At 64.3% G+C, this 15,929-nt stretch carries 11 protein-coding genes; 1 reads left to right on the top strand and 10 read right to left on the bottom strand.

Translation table 11 applies throughout. The features are described from left to right. Nucleotides 1-18: 18 nt before the first annotated feature. Complete coding sequence (bla, locus tag PPGU16_RS07540) at nucleotides 19-918, bottom strand: class A beta-lactamase (protein WP_180722361.1); 900 nt, start codon at nucleotides 916-918, stop codon at nucleotides 19-21. 97 nt (nucleotides 919-1,015) lie between these two features. Here bla and PPGU16_RS07535 point away from each other — a divergent pair, with 97 nt between their 5' ends. Beyond that, nucleotides 1,016-1,945, top strand: coding sequence for a LysR family transcriptional regulator (locus tag PPGU16_RS07535; RefSeq protein WP_180722360.1), 930 nt, complete (start codon nucleotides 1,016-1,018; stop codon nucleotides 1,943-1,945). 45 nt (nucleotides 1,946-1,990) lie between these two features. Here the strand turns inward: PPGU16_RS07535 and PPGU16_RS07530 are convergent, their stop codons facing one another. From PPGU16_RS07530 to PPGU16_RS07490, 9 genes are all read right to left on the bottom strand, one after another. Next, complete coding sequence (locus tag PPGU16_RS07530; RefSeq protein ID WP_180722359.1) at nucleotides 1,991-3,493, bottom strand: MDR family MFS transporter; 1,503 nt, start codon at nucleotides 3,491-3,493, stop codon at nucleotides 1,991-1,993. A 149-nt stretch (nucleotides 3,494-3,642) separates the two neighbouring features. Then, nucleotides 3,643-5,871: a DEAD/DEAH box helicase gene (locus PPGU16_RS07525; RefSeq protein WP_180722358.1), complete on the bottom strand. Its 2,229-nt coding sequence runs from the start codon at nucleotides 5,869-5,871 to the stop codon at nucleotides 3,643-3,645. Beyond that, complete coding sequence (locus PPGU16_RS07520) at nucleotides 5,843-7,153, bottom strand: ATP-binding protein (protein WP_180722357.1); 1,311 nt, start codon at nucleotides 7,151-7,153, stop codon at nucleotides 5,843-5,845. Before PPGU16_RS07520 ends, PPGU16_RS07525 begins: the two co-directional genes overlap by 29 nt. After that, complete coding sequence (locus tag PPGU16_RS07515) at nucleotides 7,150-9,444, bottom strand: tellurite resistance TerB family protein (protein ID WP_180722356.1); 2,295 nt, start codon at nucleotides 9,442-9,444, stop codon at nucleotides 7,150-7,152. Before PPGU16_RS07515 ends, PPGU16_RS07520 begins: the two co-directional genes overlap by 4 nt. 597 nt (nucleotides 9,445-10,041) lie before the next feature. Further along, entirely contained in the window at nucleotides 10,042-11,124 is a 1,083-nt protein-coding gene (gene rarD / locus PPGU16_RS07510) for an EamA family transporter RarD (protein WP_180722355.1), read from the bottom strand. Next, on the bottom strand, nucleotides 11,121-12,404 hold the full coding sequence (locus PPGU16_RS07505; RefSeq protein ID WP_243460578.1) for an aminotransferase class III-fold pyridoxal phosphate-dependent enzyme: 1,284 nt from the start codon (nucleotides 12,402-12,404) through the stop codon (nucleotides 11,121-11,123). Before PPGU16_RS07505 ends, rarD begins: the two co-directional genes overlap by 4 nt. Then, nucleotides 12,394-13,896: a heme oxygenase-like domain-containing protein gene (locus PPGU16_RS07500; RefSeq protein ID WP_180722354.1), complete on the bottom strand. Its 1,503-nt coding sequence runs from the start codon at nucleotides 13,894-13,896 to the stop codon at nucleotides 12,394-12,396. Before PPGU16_RS07500 ends, PPGU16_RS07505 begins: the two co-directional genes overlap by 11 nt. 8 nt (nucleotides 13,897-13,904) lie before the next feature. Then, on the bottom strand, nucleotides 13,905-14,903 hold the full coding sequence (locus PPGU16_RS07495) for an iron-containing redox enzyme family protein (RefSeq protein WP_224030484.1): 999 nt from the start codon (nucleotides 14,901-14,903) through the stop codon (nucleotides 13,905-13,907). Then, nucleotides 14,900-15,886, bottom strand: coding sequence for an iron-containing redox enzyme family protein (locus PPGU16_RS07490; RefSeq protein ID WP_180722353.1), 987 nt, complete (start codon nucleotides 15,884-15,886; stop codon nucleotides 14,900-14,902). The genes PPGU16_RS07495 and PPGU16_RS07490 overlap by 4 nt, the downstream gene beginning before the upstream one ends. Nucleotides 15,887-15,929 lie beyond the last annotated feature (43 nt).

Raw genomic sequence — 15,929 nt, 5'->3', positions numbered from 1 at the left:
CGCTTCGTTTCCTTTCGATCAAATGTTTGCAACCAGCGCCCCGACCTGCGCGATCGCCGCGTCGCGCTGCGTCGAGGTAGCTTGAGTCGCGCCCGTCAGATACGCCACCACCAGAATCGGCGCGCGGCCTTCAGGCCAGATGACGGCGATATCGTTCGAGGTGCCCCGCTCGCCCGTGCCCGTCTTGTCGCCGATTTGCCATGACTTCGGCAAGCCGGCGCGCAGGCGCGCGTCGCCCGTCTTGTTGCCGGCGAGCCATGCCGTTAGTTGCTCGCGCGACGCGGTGGACAGATGCTTGCCGAGCAACAGCGTGCGCATGTCGGTGAGCATCGCGGCGGGTGTGGTCGTATCGCGCGGATCGCCTTCCGTCGCTTCGTTGAGCGTCGGTTCGTTGCGGTCGAGCCGCGTGATCCGGTCGCCGATGCCGCGTGCAAAATCCGTCAGCGCCGCCGGCCCGCCGATACTCTTGAGCAGCAGATTCGCAGCCGTGTTGTCGCTGCGCGTGATGGCCGCTTCGCACAATTCCGCGACCGTCATGCCATCGCCGCCTGCACGCGGACCGCTGACGGGCGAATTCGCCACCACGACGTCTTTCGAGTAGACGATCTTGCGCCCAAGCTGTTCTTTGCCTTGATCCTTGCGCACCAGCACCGCCGACGCGAGCAGGAACTTGAACGTGCTGCACATCGGAAAGCGCTCGTGCATGCGCCAGCCCTGCGGCTTCGTGCTTGCCGTATCGAGTATCGCGACGCCCAGCCGCCCGCCCGTTTGCGCTTCGATCTGCGCGAGCTGCTGTTCCAGAGCGCTCCCGCGCGGCGCCGATGCCGCCACGCTCGCCCCTGCGCCGAGCGCATGAGCCGCAACGCCAGCTAACCCACTGCCTATCAACGCCAATGTGAATGTCCGCCTCGTGACCATTGCTCCTCCTTGAAGAGCCGCCACTATCTCGTTTCCGCAGCCGGGTGACAAACGATGATAAATTGCTCGATGCCCCAGAATTTCTTATGGCTCGAACATGCGACCGTATCTCCCGCTGAACGCGCTGCGCGCCTTCGAATCGTCGGCCCGGCATCTGAGTTTCACCCGCGCTGCGCTCGAACTGAACGTCACCCAGGCGGCCGTCAGCCAGCAGGTGCGCATGCTAGAAGAGCGCCTCGGCGCGACGCTCTTCAAGCGCCTGCCGCGCGGCCTCGCCATCACCGATGAAGGACTCGCGCTGCGCCCCGTGCTCAGCGATGCATTCGACCGCATCGAAGCCGTGTTGCGGCAGTTCGAAGGCGGGCATTTTCATGAGGTGCTGACGGTCGGCGCGGTCGGGACGTTCGCGGTCGGCTGGCTGATGCCGCGCCTCAAGGCGTTTCATGACGCGCACCCTTTCGTCGAGTTGCGCCTGCAGACCAACAACAATCTCGTCGATCTCTCCGCGGAAGGTCTCGACTTCGCAATCCGCTTCGGCGACGGCACATGGCCCGGCTCGCGCGCACAGAAGCTGTTCGATGCGCCGCTGTCGGTACTGTGCACGCCCGAGATCGCGCAGCGCCTGCAGACGCCCGCCGATCTCGCCAGTGAAAAGCTGCTGCGTTCGTATCGCGCAGACGACTGGGCGAACTGGTTCGCGGCAGCGGGCCTCGCGCCGCGTCCGGTGCGCGGCCCCGTATTCGATTCGTCGCGGCTGATGGTGGAAGCGGCAATGCAAGGCGCGGGCGTAGCGCTCGCGCCTGCTTCGATGTTCGAGCGCGATCTGTCGATGGGACGTCTCGCGCGTCCGTTCGATATCGACGTGCACGCGGGCAGCTACTGGCTCACCTGGCAAAAGGCAAAACCGGCGACGCCCGCAATGCGCGCGTTCAGTCAATGGATCACAAAGGAAGTGGATGAAGGCGCAGCGAGTGGCGATGCGCCTGGCGAGCTAGGCGTCAGAACGACGCCGGCGTCGGCGGAATGAGCACGCGCTTCGCCGCAACGGCTACACGCGTGCATCAGAGGTCGATCACATCTCCGTCAGATGCGCAGCCACCGAGGTTTCGCGCGGCGGTCCACCGAGCTTGATGTGCGGCACCATCATCACCGACAGCACTGCGCCCACGCAGATCACGAAGATCGACAGGAACGTCAGATGCAGCGAGTGATGCAGCGCTGCGCGCACCATCTCGTTGCTCGACAGCGCCGCTTGCGCCGCGTTGGGCGTCGCATCGAGCAGCGAGCGCAACTGGTCGGACGTGATCGCCATGCCCTTGTAATGGCTCAACCCGAAGTTCAGCACCGCGCCGAAAATCGCCGCGCCGAGCGTGCTGCCCAGATTGCGCGAGAACAGGTTCGATGCCGTTGCGGAGCCGCGTTCGAGCGGCTGCACGATTTCCTGGATCAGGATCAGCGAACTGACGCTCACGATCCCCATGCCCAGCCCCATCACCAGCGAGCCGACGCCCGCCAGCACGGGTGAGCCGTCCGGTTGCAGCAGCGCGAACGCAATCGCGCCAAGCGGCAGGAAGAAGCTGCCGCCGACCATCGTGCGCCGCAACCCGAGCCGATGAAACGACCTCGCGGTAAAGGTCGCACCCGACGGCCAGCCGAGCATCACCATGGTCAGTGCGAGACCCGCGACCACGGGCGATTGATGCAGCACACCCTGCACGTACATCGGCAGAAACGTGGTGAGACCCATCAGCGCCATGCCGGACAGCACCGTCGCCGCATTGCACGCGGCAATGGGACGATGGCTCCACAACTTGAATGAGATCATCGGCTCCGGCACGCGCCGTTCATGCCACACGAACAGCACACCGCAAACCACGCACAGCGCGACTTCGAACAGCGCGCGCGCATCGTTCTCCGAGCCGGCGTCCGTGAGCGCCATCATCAGCGCGCCGATTGCGATGGTGAACAGCACGGCGCCCATGATGTCGATCGACGGCCGTTGATGGCGCTTCTCTTCGTGCAGGTACTTGATGAAGCCAAACGCAGCCAGAATGCCAATGGGGACGTTGATCCAGAATATCCACGACCACGACAGATCGCGGATCAGCAGGCCGCCCGCCATCGGACCGATCACGGCCGAAATCGCCCAGACGCTCGCGAGATAGCCCTGAATCTTGCCGCGCTCGCGTGCCGGATACAGGTCGCCGACGATGGTCAGCGTGACGGGCTGGATCGCGCCCGCGCCGATGCCCTGAATCAGGCGGAACACGATCATCGCGGGCATCGACCACGCGAAGCCCGCGCCGATCGAGCCGACCAGGAAGATCACGATTCCCACCAGCACGGTCGGCTTGCGGCCATAGAGATCGGCGAGCTTGCCGAACACGACGGTCATCGCCGTTTGCGCCAGCAGGAACGACGAGAAGACCCAACTGTAAAGACGCAGGCCGCCGAGTTGGGTGACGATCTGCGGCATGGCCGTCGAAACGATGGTGGCTTCGATGGCCACCATCGCCATCGATGCCATCACCGCCGCGATGACGAGATGACGCTTCGTCTGAGGTTGAGTCGACATGGGGGGATGTAGTTGTGTGCGGCGCGAAAACGTTGAAAGCCCGCTGAAACACGATGCTTCAGCCGAGCCGTTCGATGCGCGCAAAGAAATGTATGCTACCGCTTAATTGACCGGCTTGCACTCGGATTGTGCGCGCCTGCGAGCTGCGTTCAGTCGCACGCCGTCGCGAGCCGCCGTGCCAGCGCCTGCGCGCCCGGCATGTCGAGCCGCAGCGACGCATACGCGCTGCGCTTCACGTCGTCGGGCAGGGTCCAGTCCCACTTTTCATTGTCGATGTTGCCGATCGCGCGTAATGCGTCCGTGGTCTGCGCGGGCGTCAGCGCAGCGATGCGTTGCAGTGTGTCCCTTACCGAACCTGCTACGCGCACGCTGATCGTCGGGCCCTGATTCCACGCGTCCAACCCTTCGGCGCGCAGCAGTACGACGAGCGCATCGTTGATCCAGTCGCCGGCCCATGTCGCGAGCACCGTGCTGCCGCCATGCGTGAAAACGGAGCGCGTGGCCAGTTCGTTCGACGCGAAATAACGCCGTGCCTCTTCGAGCAGTTCGCGGCCCGTGGTATCGAGAAACACGATGGGCGCGCCATCCTTCAGCACATTGAACATCTCGCGCCGCACTTCGTCGTGCACGAGCGAGCCGCCGCCGTCGAACACAGGCGGCACGCCGCCCTGATCGGGCGTCACGTACACGGTCTTTTTTCCCGCATCGACATCCTGCACGCGCCAGCGCTGGCCGCCGAACACGAGGCCTTGCCCGGGCGCCAGCGGACGCGATACAGGCACCGATCCGAGCACCTTCGCGCCCGCGACAATGCGGAATTCGTCGTCGGTCGAAAACGATGCGTAGAACTCGTAGTGATTGACGAGCCGCTCGCCCGCCACGCCATGCAGCAGCAGGCCGCCCGCTTCCTGCACGAGGAGATCTTTCGCGCCGAGGCTGCGCAGGATCGCGGCGAAGGTCGGCTTGTCGATCGTGCCGAACGGGCCGGTCGCGACCAGCGTGTCCCACAGTTCGCCCGCGCTCGCGCCGCCGCGTTCGGCGATGATCGACAGGATCTGCTGCACGAGCGTCGACGGATGCATGCCGCGCGCACGCGGCGGCTCGAACCAGCCGCGCAGCAGCAGGTTCACCATCGCCACCGATTGCACGAGACTTTCGCGCAGCCGGTCCGACAGATCGGAGCCGCTGTGCAGTTCCGCTTCGACGCCATAGCAGCGCAGAATCGCCGCTTCGCCCTTGCGCCGCCCCGAGCGTCCGAGCCGCTGCCGCAAGCTCGCTACCGACGGCGGCGCGCCCACCTGCACCACGCTCTTCACTGCGCCAATGTCGATACCGAGTTCGAGCGTCGTCGTGCAGACGGCGCTGGCGGGCCGGTCTCCCGCCTTGAGCGCCTGCTCGGTCTGCTCGCGCAATTCCTTCGACAGGCTGCCGTGATGCGGCCAGAACTCGTTCGGATAGCCGTCACGCTCGCAGGCGCGGCGCAGCAGGTCGGCGTAGAGCTCGACCTGGCGACGGCTGTTCGGAAAGATCAGATTGTTCGAGCCGCGCAGCACCTTGTACATGTGATTCGCGACCTCGACGGTGCTGGCGGGCACGACGTCTTCGAGGCCGGGATTTTCGATGCCCGGCTCGAACTGGATGCGCGGCGGCTTCTCGACATAGCCTTTGATCAGAATCTTCAGTTCCTGGCCCGTGTTGCCGGACTCGATGATCTGCACGTCCTGCGCGGCGCGTGGGCGCAGAAATTCGGCTGCGAGGCGCATGTCGCCGAGCGTCGCCGACAGGCCGACGCGCGGCACATTGCGCCCGCATGCGCGATCGACGCGCCGCATCAGCGACTGCAACTGCATGCCGCGCTCGGAGCCGATGAACGCGTGCAACTCGTCGACGACGACGTAACGCAACGCGCCAAACGTCGCTTCGAGCGACGCGCCGCGCGTGACGAACATCGCTTCCAGCGATTCAGGCGTGATCAACAGCACGCCCGTCGGCTTTTTCACGAAGCGTTGCTTGCGTCCCGACGACACATCGCCATGCCAGCCGGTGACGGGAATCTCCAGCGCGTCGCACAGGTCGTCGAGGCGCGCCCACTGATCGTTGATCAGCGCCTTCAGCGGACTGATGTACAGCACGGAGCCGCTGCACGGATCGTCACGCAGCAGGTTCGACAGGATGGGGAGAAAGGCCGCTTCCGTTTTGCCTGCCGCCGTCGCGGCCGCGATGATCACATCGCGGTCGGCATCGATCAGCGCGGGCACCGCGCGCTCCTGCGCATCGCGCAGTTCGGTCCAGCCTTCGCGCCAGATCCAGCGGCGGATCCGCTCGTCGAGCAGATCGAAGCTGCGCGAATCAGTTGAGCCGGAAGCTGGCAAGTTCATCGTCGCTATCGGGCGCGGCGTCGTTGACGATGTCGGCCGCGCCGCCCGTGTCGCGCTCGATGTCCATACTGCCGATCAGTTCGCGCCAGTCGGCCGACGGGTTTTGCTCCAGCACCGCGAGGAAATTGATGAACGCGGTGATCGTGGTGCGCGGCGTGCGGAAATAGGCTTCGCCCAGGCGCGTCGCGCAGTGCGCCATGAACGCGGGAATCGCTTCCTCAGGTACGAGCGCCTTGCTCGCGTCGCCGAACGCGTACAGCAGGCGCAGCTTGTCGAGCAACACGTAGAAATCTTCCGGCGTGAGCGCAGCGAGGCGGATCACAGGGCCGCTGTAGTCGACGAGTCCATTGGTCGCGAAGGCGTTTTCCGCCAGGCGCGATTGCAGTGCGGCATAGCTATAGAGGCCGCGGCGCGTATCGAGCAGAAACTCGGGCGTGCCGCCCAGCACGAAGCCAAGCCCTTCCGCCGTGCCTTGCAGCGAATCGTTCAGGATGCGAAGGATCTGTTCGTAGTTCGCGTTGCGCGCCTGCACGTTCGCGAGCTTGTACAGGTTCACCATTTCGTCGAGACATACCATCAGCCCGCTGTAGCCCGCGAGCCGCACGAAACGGCCGAGCAGCTTCAACTGGTCGTACATGCTCGCGTCGTCGACGATGGTGCGCACGCCGAGCGCCTGGCGCGCGTCGGTGCGCGTCGTGAACTCGCCGCGCAGCCAGCGCACGGCATCGCTCTTCAACTTCTCGTTGCCCTCTTCAAAGCCGCGGAAGTAGGCGGCGATCACATCGGCGAAATCGTAGCCGTTGACCATCTCCGTCAGTTGCGACAGCTGCGCGCGGATCACTTCGTCGCTCGTGCGGCCCGTCGCCTTCGCTTCCGTCTTCGCCTGGCCGATGAACTTCTCGACCACACCGGCCAGCGCGCCGCCTTCGGGCTTGGTGCGCGTCGCCATGTTCTTCACGAGTTCCGCGTACAGCGAGCGCGCCTGGCCGCCCGACGCATGCAGGCGCCGGTCCGGATTCAGGTCCGCGTGCACGGTGACGAGCTTTTTCTCGAGCGCGATGGCGCGCACGAGGTTCAGGAAGAACGTCTTGCCCGCGCCATACTCGCCGACGACGATGCGAAACGCCGAGCCGCCGTCCGCGACGCGTTCGATGTCTTTCAGCAACGCTTCGAGTTCGTGCGCGCGGCCGACCTGAATCAGATGTTGCCCGATGCGCGGCACCACGCCGGCGCGCAGGGATTGCAGGACCGCGTCGCGGTCCCTTGGGCGGATCGTTGTCATGCAGCCAACCTTTGTGCGACTTCCTGATTGATTTCGACGGGATCCTCTCCGTCCGTGAGCGGCTCGTCCCAACGGTCGAGCGACGCCTCGTTCACCTGTTCGATCGCGCCGTCCAGCATCAGTTCGAGATGCAATGCGGCATCGGCGAGCTCGGCGCGCGTCCACGACTCGCGCGTCACGAGCAGGCGCAGAAAGGACGAATGCGCATCGTCGAGGCCGAGCAGCGGCCCGGTAGCGTCAGACGTTTGCGGCGTCGGTCCCGCCTGCGGTTCGGGCGAAGGCGTCGGCTCGACGTCATGCACGGCGGCCGTTGCCTGTGGCGCAAGCATGTCCTGTTCCTCGACGGCGGCCGGTTGCGCCGTTTCGGGGAGGTGCACGGCGGTAACGGACCCATGCGCTTCGTCGACGAACACATCGGCCAGCATCGAAGAGACGCGCGCCGTCTCTTCCTTCAACGCGGCAATACGCGTCGCGTCGAGCACGAACTCGTGCTTCACCACGGCAGGCTTCGGTGAGTGAGCATGTTTCTTTGCCGGCTTCACGCCCGCTGGCGTGATGGCCGCGCCGCTCGCATGTTGATGCAGGTCGGTGTACAGGCGCTGCGGATCGATGCCGAGCATCCGGTACACCTTCTCCAGCAAGCGCACTTCTTCACGCGACACGACGCCGTCGGCATTCGCCGTGTGCACGAGAAACGACGCGATCGTCGCCTTCACGTCCTGCGCGAGCGGTTCCAGCTTTTTCTTCAGCCCGGCGCTCGCCGTCGGCTGCGCGAGTTGCGCGAGATTGCGCGCTTTCAGCCGCGCGCGCTGCGCATCGGACAAGTGCGGCCACTGATCGATCTGCCATTCGATCACGGCCGTCTCGCGCTGCGTCGCGTCGCCATCCGCGCGGGCAACCGTCGCAGCGAGATCGACGATGATCGTCGCAATCTCGTACGCGTCGTCGATGGCCAGCGGGGTCGCACTGGGCGCGACCGCGAACAGCGCGACGGCGTCCGTCGGCTTCGGCGTGCGCGCGCCCAGACGGACGTCCGGCTCGACGGCGATGCCCGCTTCCGCGAGCGCCGTCGTAAAGACAACAGCCTTGTCGCGCGTCATCTTGCCGCCCGACTTGAAGCGCGCCAGCACCGCGCCGAACGTGCTGACCGCCGTCTCGCGCGCGACTTCGGCGGCGAGCGCGTCGATCGCGTCGTGCGTCGCCTGCGGCCACAGGGCGGGCGGCAGCGTCAGCGTTGCTTCCAGCGTGCCCTGCGCCTCCGGATAGCGGCCGAGATAGCGGCTGTACGCGTCGAGCGCGGCGGCGCTCTCGTGCATCAGCAGTTGCAGCTTGTTGCGCGTGCCATTGACGGCCGCGATGTCGGGCAGACCGACCAGAAAGCCCGGCACGGGCACGCTCTTCAGCGCGCGAAACGACGGCTGCGGCGACGCGTCGAGCTTCGTGCGGTTCGCTGGCAGCAGCATGCCGGCGCCGAAGCGGTCGCGATACTGCCGCATGAACACGCGGTCGAATTCCTCGGGACAGCGCGCGACGGCCGTGCGCCGCACCATCATCGGATCGAGCTTGACCCACGCGAGCGCCCAGTCGGCCGGTAACGGATGCTGGTCGAGCGCCGCCTGGCCGAACGCGACGCGTACGTTCAGCGGCACCTGATAACCCGTCGCGAGCCCGTCGGGCGCGGGTTGCAGATACATTCGCGTACCGCGCGACGCCACCAGCGACAGCGCGTCGATGAGCGCGCGCACGTGCTTTTGCCAGCCGTAGTTCGCGTCGAGATTGAGCAGGCGCCGCAGTTCCCGCGCGATGGCGTTGAATTCGTCGGCGCTGACTTTGCCCGCCGCGCCGTCGACGAGCACGCGCCGCTCCAGCCCGTACAGGTAGAAAAACAGATAGCCGGTGTTGATGTCCGATTTCTTGCGATCGGAGGCGAGCCATTCGAGATACGTGCGGCGTTGCTCCGGCGTGAGCCCGCCATAGCTGAGCGCGACGCTGCCCAGTCCCGCTGCCGGGTCCGCGCCGTCGCGGGCGACGTCCTGGCGCGCGTCGATCACACATGCTTCGATCGAATCGGCGTGCAGGCGCTGCGCGTCGCCCGTGTAGAAGAAGCCTCCCGAGACCGTCAGGCCGTGGATATCGATGCTTTCGCCAGGCGCGACAAAGCGCGCGGACGCGCGCGCAGCCGGACGCGCGCCGCCGGACGCGTGGCTGATGCGGTAAGCGTCGGCGGCTGAGCCCGCCATGTTTATCGATACCAACGGCTCGTCGTCATATGAGCCGGGAGAACTTGTCATGAAATTGCCTGGCTCCTCAGGAGCCCTGTGAAATCCGGATGAAAACTGCGACACGACATGCGGCGGCGCGCCGACATGCTGCATATCGCGCAACATGTCTTTCGATGCAAGCTTGAAGGGGAACCAACGAAAGCCAGCCCGAACGGGCCGGCCCACACAGCCAGCGCCAGAACGATCGGATGGCCGACATGCGCGCGCTTATCCGATGCAGGAAAGGCAAGTCCCATCGGCACGCCGATGACGGCAACCACGCCCCTCCCCGAACTGCTTCGCCCGCGGCTCATTGTTCTCCCGTCCACATCGCCGGGAATCCGTTGCCCGGCGCGGTCGCGACCTTTGATTATATGTTCTTTTTCAGGATCGCTCCGATGGCGCAAAAATGGCGATTCGGGCCCTTTGGAACAGGCGCCGACGCGACTGATGGCGGGACCTGGCTTACAAATGCCTTTGTACGCGAGCGAACAATCCGACCCCAACTAAATCGCATATTTTGCAAGCTCATTTTGCGAACTGGGGGTACACTCGGCAACATGCGTTTAGCGCGCCAGATTTCCCAATCGAGCGCGCCGAAATTTGAAACTCGGTCTTCGACGCCCTTTATGCGTCAGACTTTTCGCACCGTCTCTCAGGTTCTGGACGGCCCTCGGAATGCCAGAACCTATTCACGCCAGCGGAAGCTGGCGTCTTTTTGTGCGACGAAAGAAAGGACACGTTCTGTCCTGCCACGCTCGCACCTTGCACGCCCTGCACACTTTGCGTTCCCTGCGCCGTTCCTGGCGCCGCGACGGCGAGCGCAAGCGGACGACGCCGGATCGACGCATAGGTCGCGAGCGCGAGGCCGCACCAGATCAGCCCGTAACCTGTCAGATCGACGGTCGTTAACCGTTCGTGGAAGACCGTGAGCGCGAGAATGAACGTCACGGTCGGCGTCACGTATTGCATCACGGCCGATTCCGTCATCGACACGAGCGGCATTGCGTACGCGTAGAGCGCGAGGGGCACGACGGTCAGCGGCCCCGCCAGCATCATCAGCACGGACGCGTCGACGCCGAACGACGTAAACGCAAGTGCATGATGCGACGTCAGATAGCCGAAATAGCCGAGCGCGAACGGCATCATCACGACGGTTTCGCGCCACGTGCTGACGATCGCGTTTCGCGTCGGCCACACTTTGCGCGTAAGGCCGAGCAGCGAGAACGTCACCGTCAGCATCACGGCGAACACGGGCACGCCGCCATGCGCGTAACACTGGACGAAGGTGCCGGCCAGTCCGAGCGCCAGCGCTGCCGCTTTCAGACCGTTCAGACGCTCGTTCAGAAAAACGATGCCAAGCGCAGCCGACAGCAGCGGATTCAGGAAATAGCCTAGACTCGCCTGTAACGCGTTCCCCGTCACCGACGCCAGGATATACACAACCCAGTTCGCGGACAGCAAAATCGCCGGCAACAGTGCGAGCAGGAACGAGCGCCAGTCACCCATGTGTTGCCGCAACGCGGGCTTGAGAGCAATCACGGCCGACAGCACCACGAACGACCAGAACACGCGATGCGCGAGCATCTCCGGCGCGCTCACTTCCTTCAGATGCCAGTAATACAGCGGCATCAGGCCCCACCAGCACAGCGCCACGAGCAGCGCAGCGTAGCCGGCGCCCTCCTTCTGCTTCTGATTGTTCGCATTCATGGCTGTAGCGCCTCGTCGAGTCGGTCGATCAGAACTTCCACTTCATCCACGCCGAAAATCAGCGGCGGCGACAGGCGCAGCGAATCCGGCGCAGCGGAATTCGGCATCGCCAGCACGCCGCCGTCGATCAGATCCACCCACACGTCGGTCATGTTCCTGTCCAGACGCGGGTCGAGCTTGAGGCTGAGCGCGAGGCCCTTGCCGTGCACGCTCACGCGCGAATCGAAACGCGCTGCGATGCGCTCGCCGATCAGTGCGCCCATCGCGGCCGCGTTCTCGACCAGCCGTCCGCGTTCGACGAGGTCGAGCACGATCAGCCCGCACTGCATGGCGAGCCGGTTGCCGCCAAAGGTCGAGCCCTGCACTTTCGCCTTGCCGGGCGCACCGAACACGGCATCGAAATCGCCGTCGTTCATCAGCACGGCCGACAGCGGCACCAGCCCGCCCGTCAGTCCTTTCGATACGACGATCATGTCGGGCGCCGCGGTTGCCGCGGGTCCCTTGGCGTCCATGCCGATCGCGTCGATGCCGAACCATGTCCCCGTGCGGCCGAGGCCGCAATACACCTCGTCGGCGATCAGCTTCGTTCCCGTCGAACGACACAGCGCCGCGAGACGCGACGCGGTGTCGGCCGTCCAGTGCTGCGCCGCCGACGATCCCGCCACGGGCTCGAACACAACGGCAGCGATCTTGCGGCTCGCGAGACTGTCTTCGAGCGCGGCGAAATTCTGCGCATCGACGTGATGGACGTTGCCCGGCTTCCAGCGCAGCGCTTCCGTCCAGAACGGATTGCCCGTCATGAACGACGAAAACATCGACAGGCCGTGGAAGGCGTCGCGGAAGGTGACGACATCGGTACGCCCTGTGCTCGTCATCGCGAACTTCACAGCGCTTTCGACGGCCTCCGCGCCCGTGGTCGCGAAGAACACTTTCTGGAAGCGCCGGCCGCTGAGCGCGAGCAACTTTTCAGCGAGCGCGAGTTGGGACTCGGCGCATTCGAACGGAAACACATTCACCGACGTGCGCTGCAGTGCATCGGCAAAACGCGCGAGCAGCGACTCATGCGCGTGCCCCAGGTTCGCCGTGCCAAAACCGGCGAGGCAATCGAGCAACGCGCGGCCATCGGCTGTTTCGATATAGCAGCCGTCGCCGCGCGCGCCCGTCATGTCGAGGCCCGCTTCGTCGAGGAATTGTTCCCAATAGGGATTGACGGGATCGAAGCGCTGAGCGCGTTCAATTCCGCGCTCGCCTCCTTCGTCGGCGCCGTCGTCAGATTTCAAGCGGCCTCCTGCCTTCACGAAGCCCATGAAACTGGAGACGTGTCTGTTCACCATAAAAGAACGCGACCGACTCCAGCTGCCGCATGTTCACTTCGAGCATGAAGAGCGCCGATTCGAGGCTGTACCGCTGCTCCGCCGCGCTCACGTGTGGGACGTCGGCGAGGAACAGGCGCGACAGGCTCGGATGATTCAGTTCGTCGTTGGTCTCGCCATGCTTTGCGACGATATCGCCCGCGTGCAACGCGCTTTCGACCAGCGCGGCGATGTGCTCGTGTACGGGACTGTGCTGGTCGCGCAGGCCTTCCGTGACCATGATCGACGTAAAGAATGCTGTGGGCAGGCGATGCGCCAGCACCGTGTACGCGTCGATATACAGCGCCGTAAGCGGCAGCGGCACCGATGCGCGCACCTCGGCTTCGTTCATGCCGAGCGCGACACACGTGGCCAGTTCGAATGCTTCGTGACCGTATTCTTCCTGGAAGTACTGGAACAGCCGCGCGCGCAGATTGCGTTTGAGGCGGCGCGACAGCAACGGCCCGAGTATCTCGACGAACCGGTCGGTGACGTGATACTGCTCGATGTACAGGCCCTTCACGAGCGGCGTGATGTCATGGCTCTCGAGCGCCGCCGCTGCATACGCGTTACTGCCCAGTTGTTCGAGCGCGTTGAGTAGCAGGCGCTCGGCGCGCGCGGCGAGCGCGAGACCGCTGCAGGGTTCGGTGAAGCGTTCCGTATCCGCCGACGTCATGCGCCTGCCGACACGCAGCGGCGCGATCTCGACGAAATGCGCGAACGACAGCAGATACATTTCCAGATCGACGGGATCGAGCGAGGCGACGCTGCGGAAGCGCTCCAGAGGAGCATCGTCCGACACGGCCGTCGCCGGATGCCAGCCCACGTGTTGGAACACGTCGGCGAGCACGCGCTGCCACGCGAACACGATTTCCGGGGCGTTATGGCGCGCATACGCCAACTGGAAATGGAGCGACTGAAGCGCGAAGTTGCCGGCGAACTTGCCGCTGCCTTCATCAGAAAATGGAAACGCACTGGGCATCGCGTCGCGATCGTGCGTGTCTGCCGTGAGCATCTGATGAACGACGCTCAGCACATCCTGATACATCGCAAGCCGACGTCCGACGACAACGGCCAGCCGTTGCCCAACTTCATCGCACAACGCCATCGCGCGCTGGGCATCGGACGTGATGCTGTCGATTCCGCTATCCGTCTCCTCGATCAGCGACAGCGCATCCAGTTGCACCGTGAGCGTACGAATCCACGCGGGGCACGCGCCTTCGCCCAGGCGCACCCAGATATCAGACGCAGGCCGCATCAACTGCGTGACGACCTCGGCCACCTCGTCGCGCGCGACGCCTTCGAACGACAGGTCGATGGCATCGTCGCCCACGCCGATCGTCAATCCCTCGATGCCCGCCGACACTTCGCACGGCACCAACGCCGGCCGTCTGTATCGATCGATATCCCAGCGTTCCATGGCAGCTCTCAGGCAAAGATGCGCGGTTTGACGACGGACTGACGGCCGTAAAAATCGAGAATCTGGTTCTCCTGCAGCACCATGGTTTCGATGGCGAGCATCACGTGCTTCTTGACCGTCATCTGCTCTTCAGGCGAGATGGCCTCGATTTCAGCAAGCAGGCTGAGCGAAATGTCTTCGTGATCGAACTCGTCGTTGATCGTCGAGTGACGGGCGATCGGACGCCAGAAGCCTTCCGGGATGCCCGTCTCGCGGCAATAGTTCGCCAGTTCGATATGAAAGCTCACGCTCGGCTGCTCGAACAGGAACAGCAGCGACTTGAAGCTCAACGGATGCTGGCGCGCATACACGCCGAGCGACGCGCACAGCGCGAACGTGGCGGGCAGCGGCACCAGATAGTCGAGATTGTCGGTGCGGATGGAAACGGCATGCAGCGACTCCCGCAGCATGTCGTCGTGATTCAGTTCCGAGGCGAGAAAGCCTTGCAGCAGCTTCTGCACCTTGACGGGTTCGGCATGCGCGAGCGACGGCGCGATCAGACCCGGCGCCTCGCGCACGATATAGAAGTATTCGAGCGCGTAGCCGATCAGCGCGCTCTTCGGCAAGGTGCGGTCGCACAGCCCCAGATAGAGACGCGATTTCGAATTCGCCTCGATGGTTTCAGCGGCGAACTTTCTGAGCCGGTGATAGAACTCCTCGCCTGACAGACAACCCTGAGGCGTGGGAAACGCGCTCTCGGTCAGCAGGCCGAGCCGGTCGAACTCCTCCAGCAGCCCGTCGATTTCCGACGCAAGCTCCGGATGACGGCGCTTCAGTTCGGCCGTCGACGTGTCGCCGCGTCGGAGCGAATCGACGAACGCCTTGAGCGCGCCCTGACTGTCGGCAACGACGGAACACGATTGCTCGCGATAGTCGAGCGTCAGGCCGTTGTGCTCTTCGATCAGTTGCACGCCGGGACGAAAGCGCGGCGCGGCGAAAAGATCTGCTGCGGTCGTGGCCTGCATCATGCCTCCCCGTTGACGTCGAGTGTGCGCAGCAGCGTCGGAGACGTCGAATAGTGTTCCCAGATGCCCGTATAGAACTGGTCGTACAGTTCGATGAACAGATGCGTGTGCGCGCGCATGCGCCGCACGTCGGCATCCGCAATGGCGGGAATGCGCGAAAAGATCTTGCGCGTCAGGCTGCCGTGACCGCCGTTCAGGTTGATGTCGGAATGCGCTTTCACGGGCTTCAGCAAAGCAGGATCGACACCGATCCGATACGCCGCGTCGAGGAAGGAATCCTGCTTGATGTCCTTGCCTTCGAGAATGCCGAGGGTCGAAAAGAAAAACAGCGGGTCGCTATGCGCCCAGAAAGCAAGCGCGTTACACAGCGCCATGGTTTGCGGCAACGGCACGGTGCGCGCGAGATCCTCGCGCGTGACGCCGAGCGTGTTCAGCGCCTTGAGCAACAGTTCGTCGTGGCCGTACTCTTCCGCGTAGAACTCGTTCATCGAGAGCCGCACGCCCGTGTTCGCGACGTATGAAAGAACGGGCGCGTCGAAATAGCTTTCGCGGAACAGGAAATGGTAGTTCTCCACGATCATCCCGTGGATCACGTTGAGGGGAATGTCGTCGCCCGAACTCGCGGACGAGCACTTCTCCCAGAACACGTTCGTATAGAGCGTGCGATACAGCAGATCGTTGGCGAGATCTTCGAGTTCGAGCAGCACGTCGAGGCCGCTGCGGGCCAGCGCGGGCTTCACCGCGCGCACCAGTTGCAGTTCCTTCAGACGGTCGAACACTTTCTGTTCGTACGGCGAATAGCGGGAGATCACCTCCTCCGCCTTGACGCCGGAGCGCAGCGCGCTGATCAGGGACGCCGCGTCTTCACCGTCGACGGACGCCGGAAATTCATATTGGTTCTCGTCGTCTTCGATGACGAGCGAAGGCGACGTGCTGAGACACTTCCCCGCCAGCACAAACGCCTGTGGTTCAAAAATGTCGTCCATCACGACAGCCTCCGTTCGTGGCCGGCACGCAACGGCGCCGGCG

This window comes from Paraburkholderia largidicola, assembly GCF_013426895.1.
GTDB lineage: Bacteria > Pseudomonadota > Gammaproteobacteria > Burkholderiales > Burkholderiaceae > Paraburkholderia > Paraburkholderia largidicola.
Note: the sequence above shows the minus strand (reverse complement) of the source record. Positions and strands in the feature narration are given on the sequence as shown.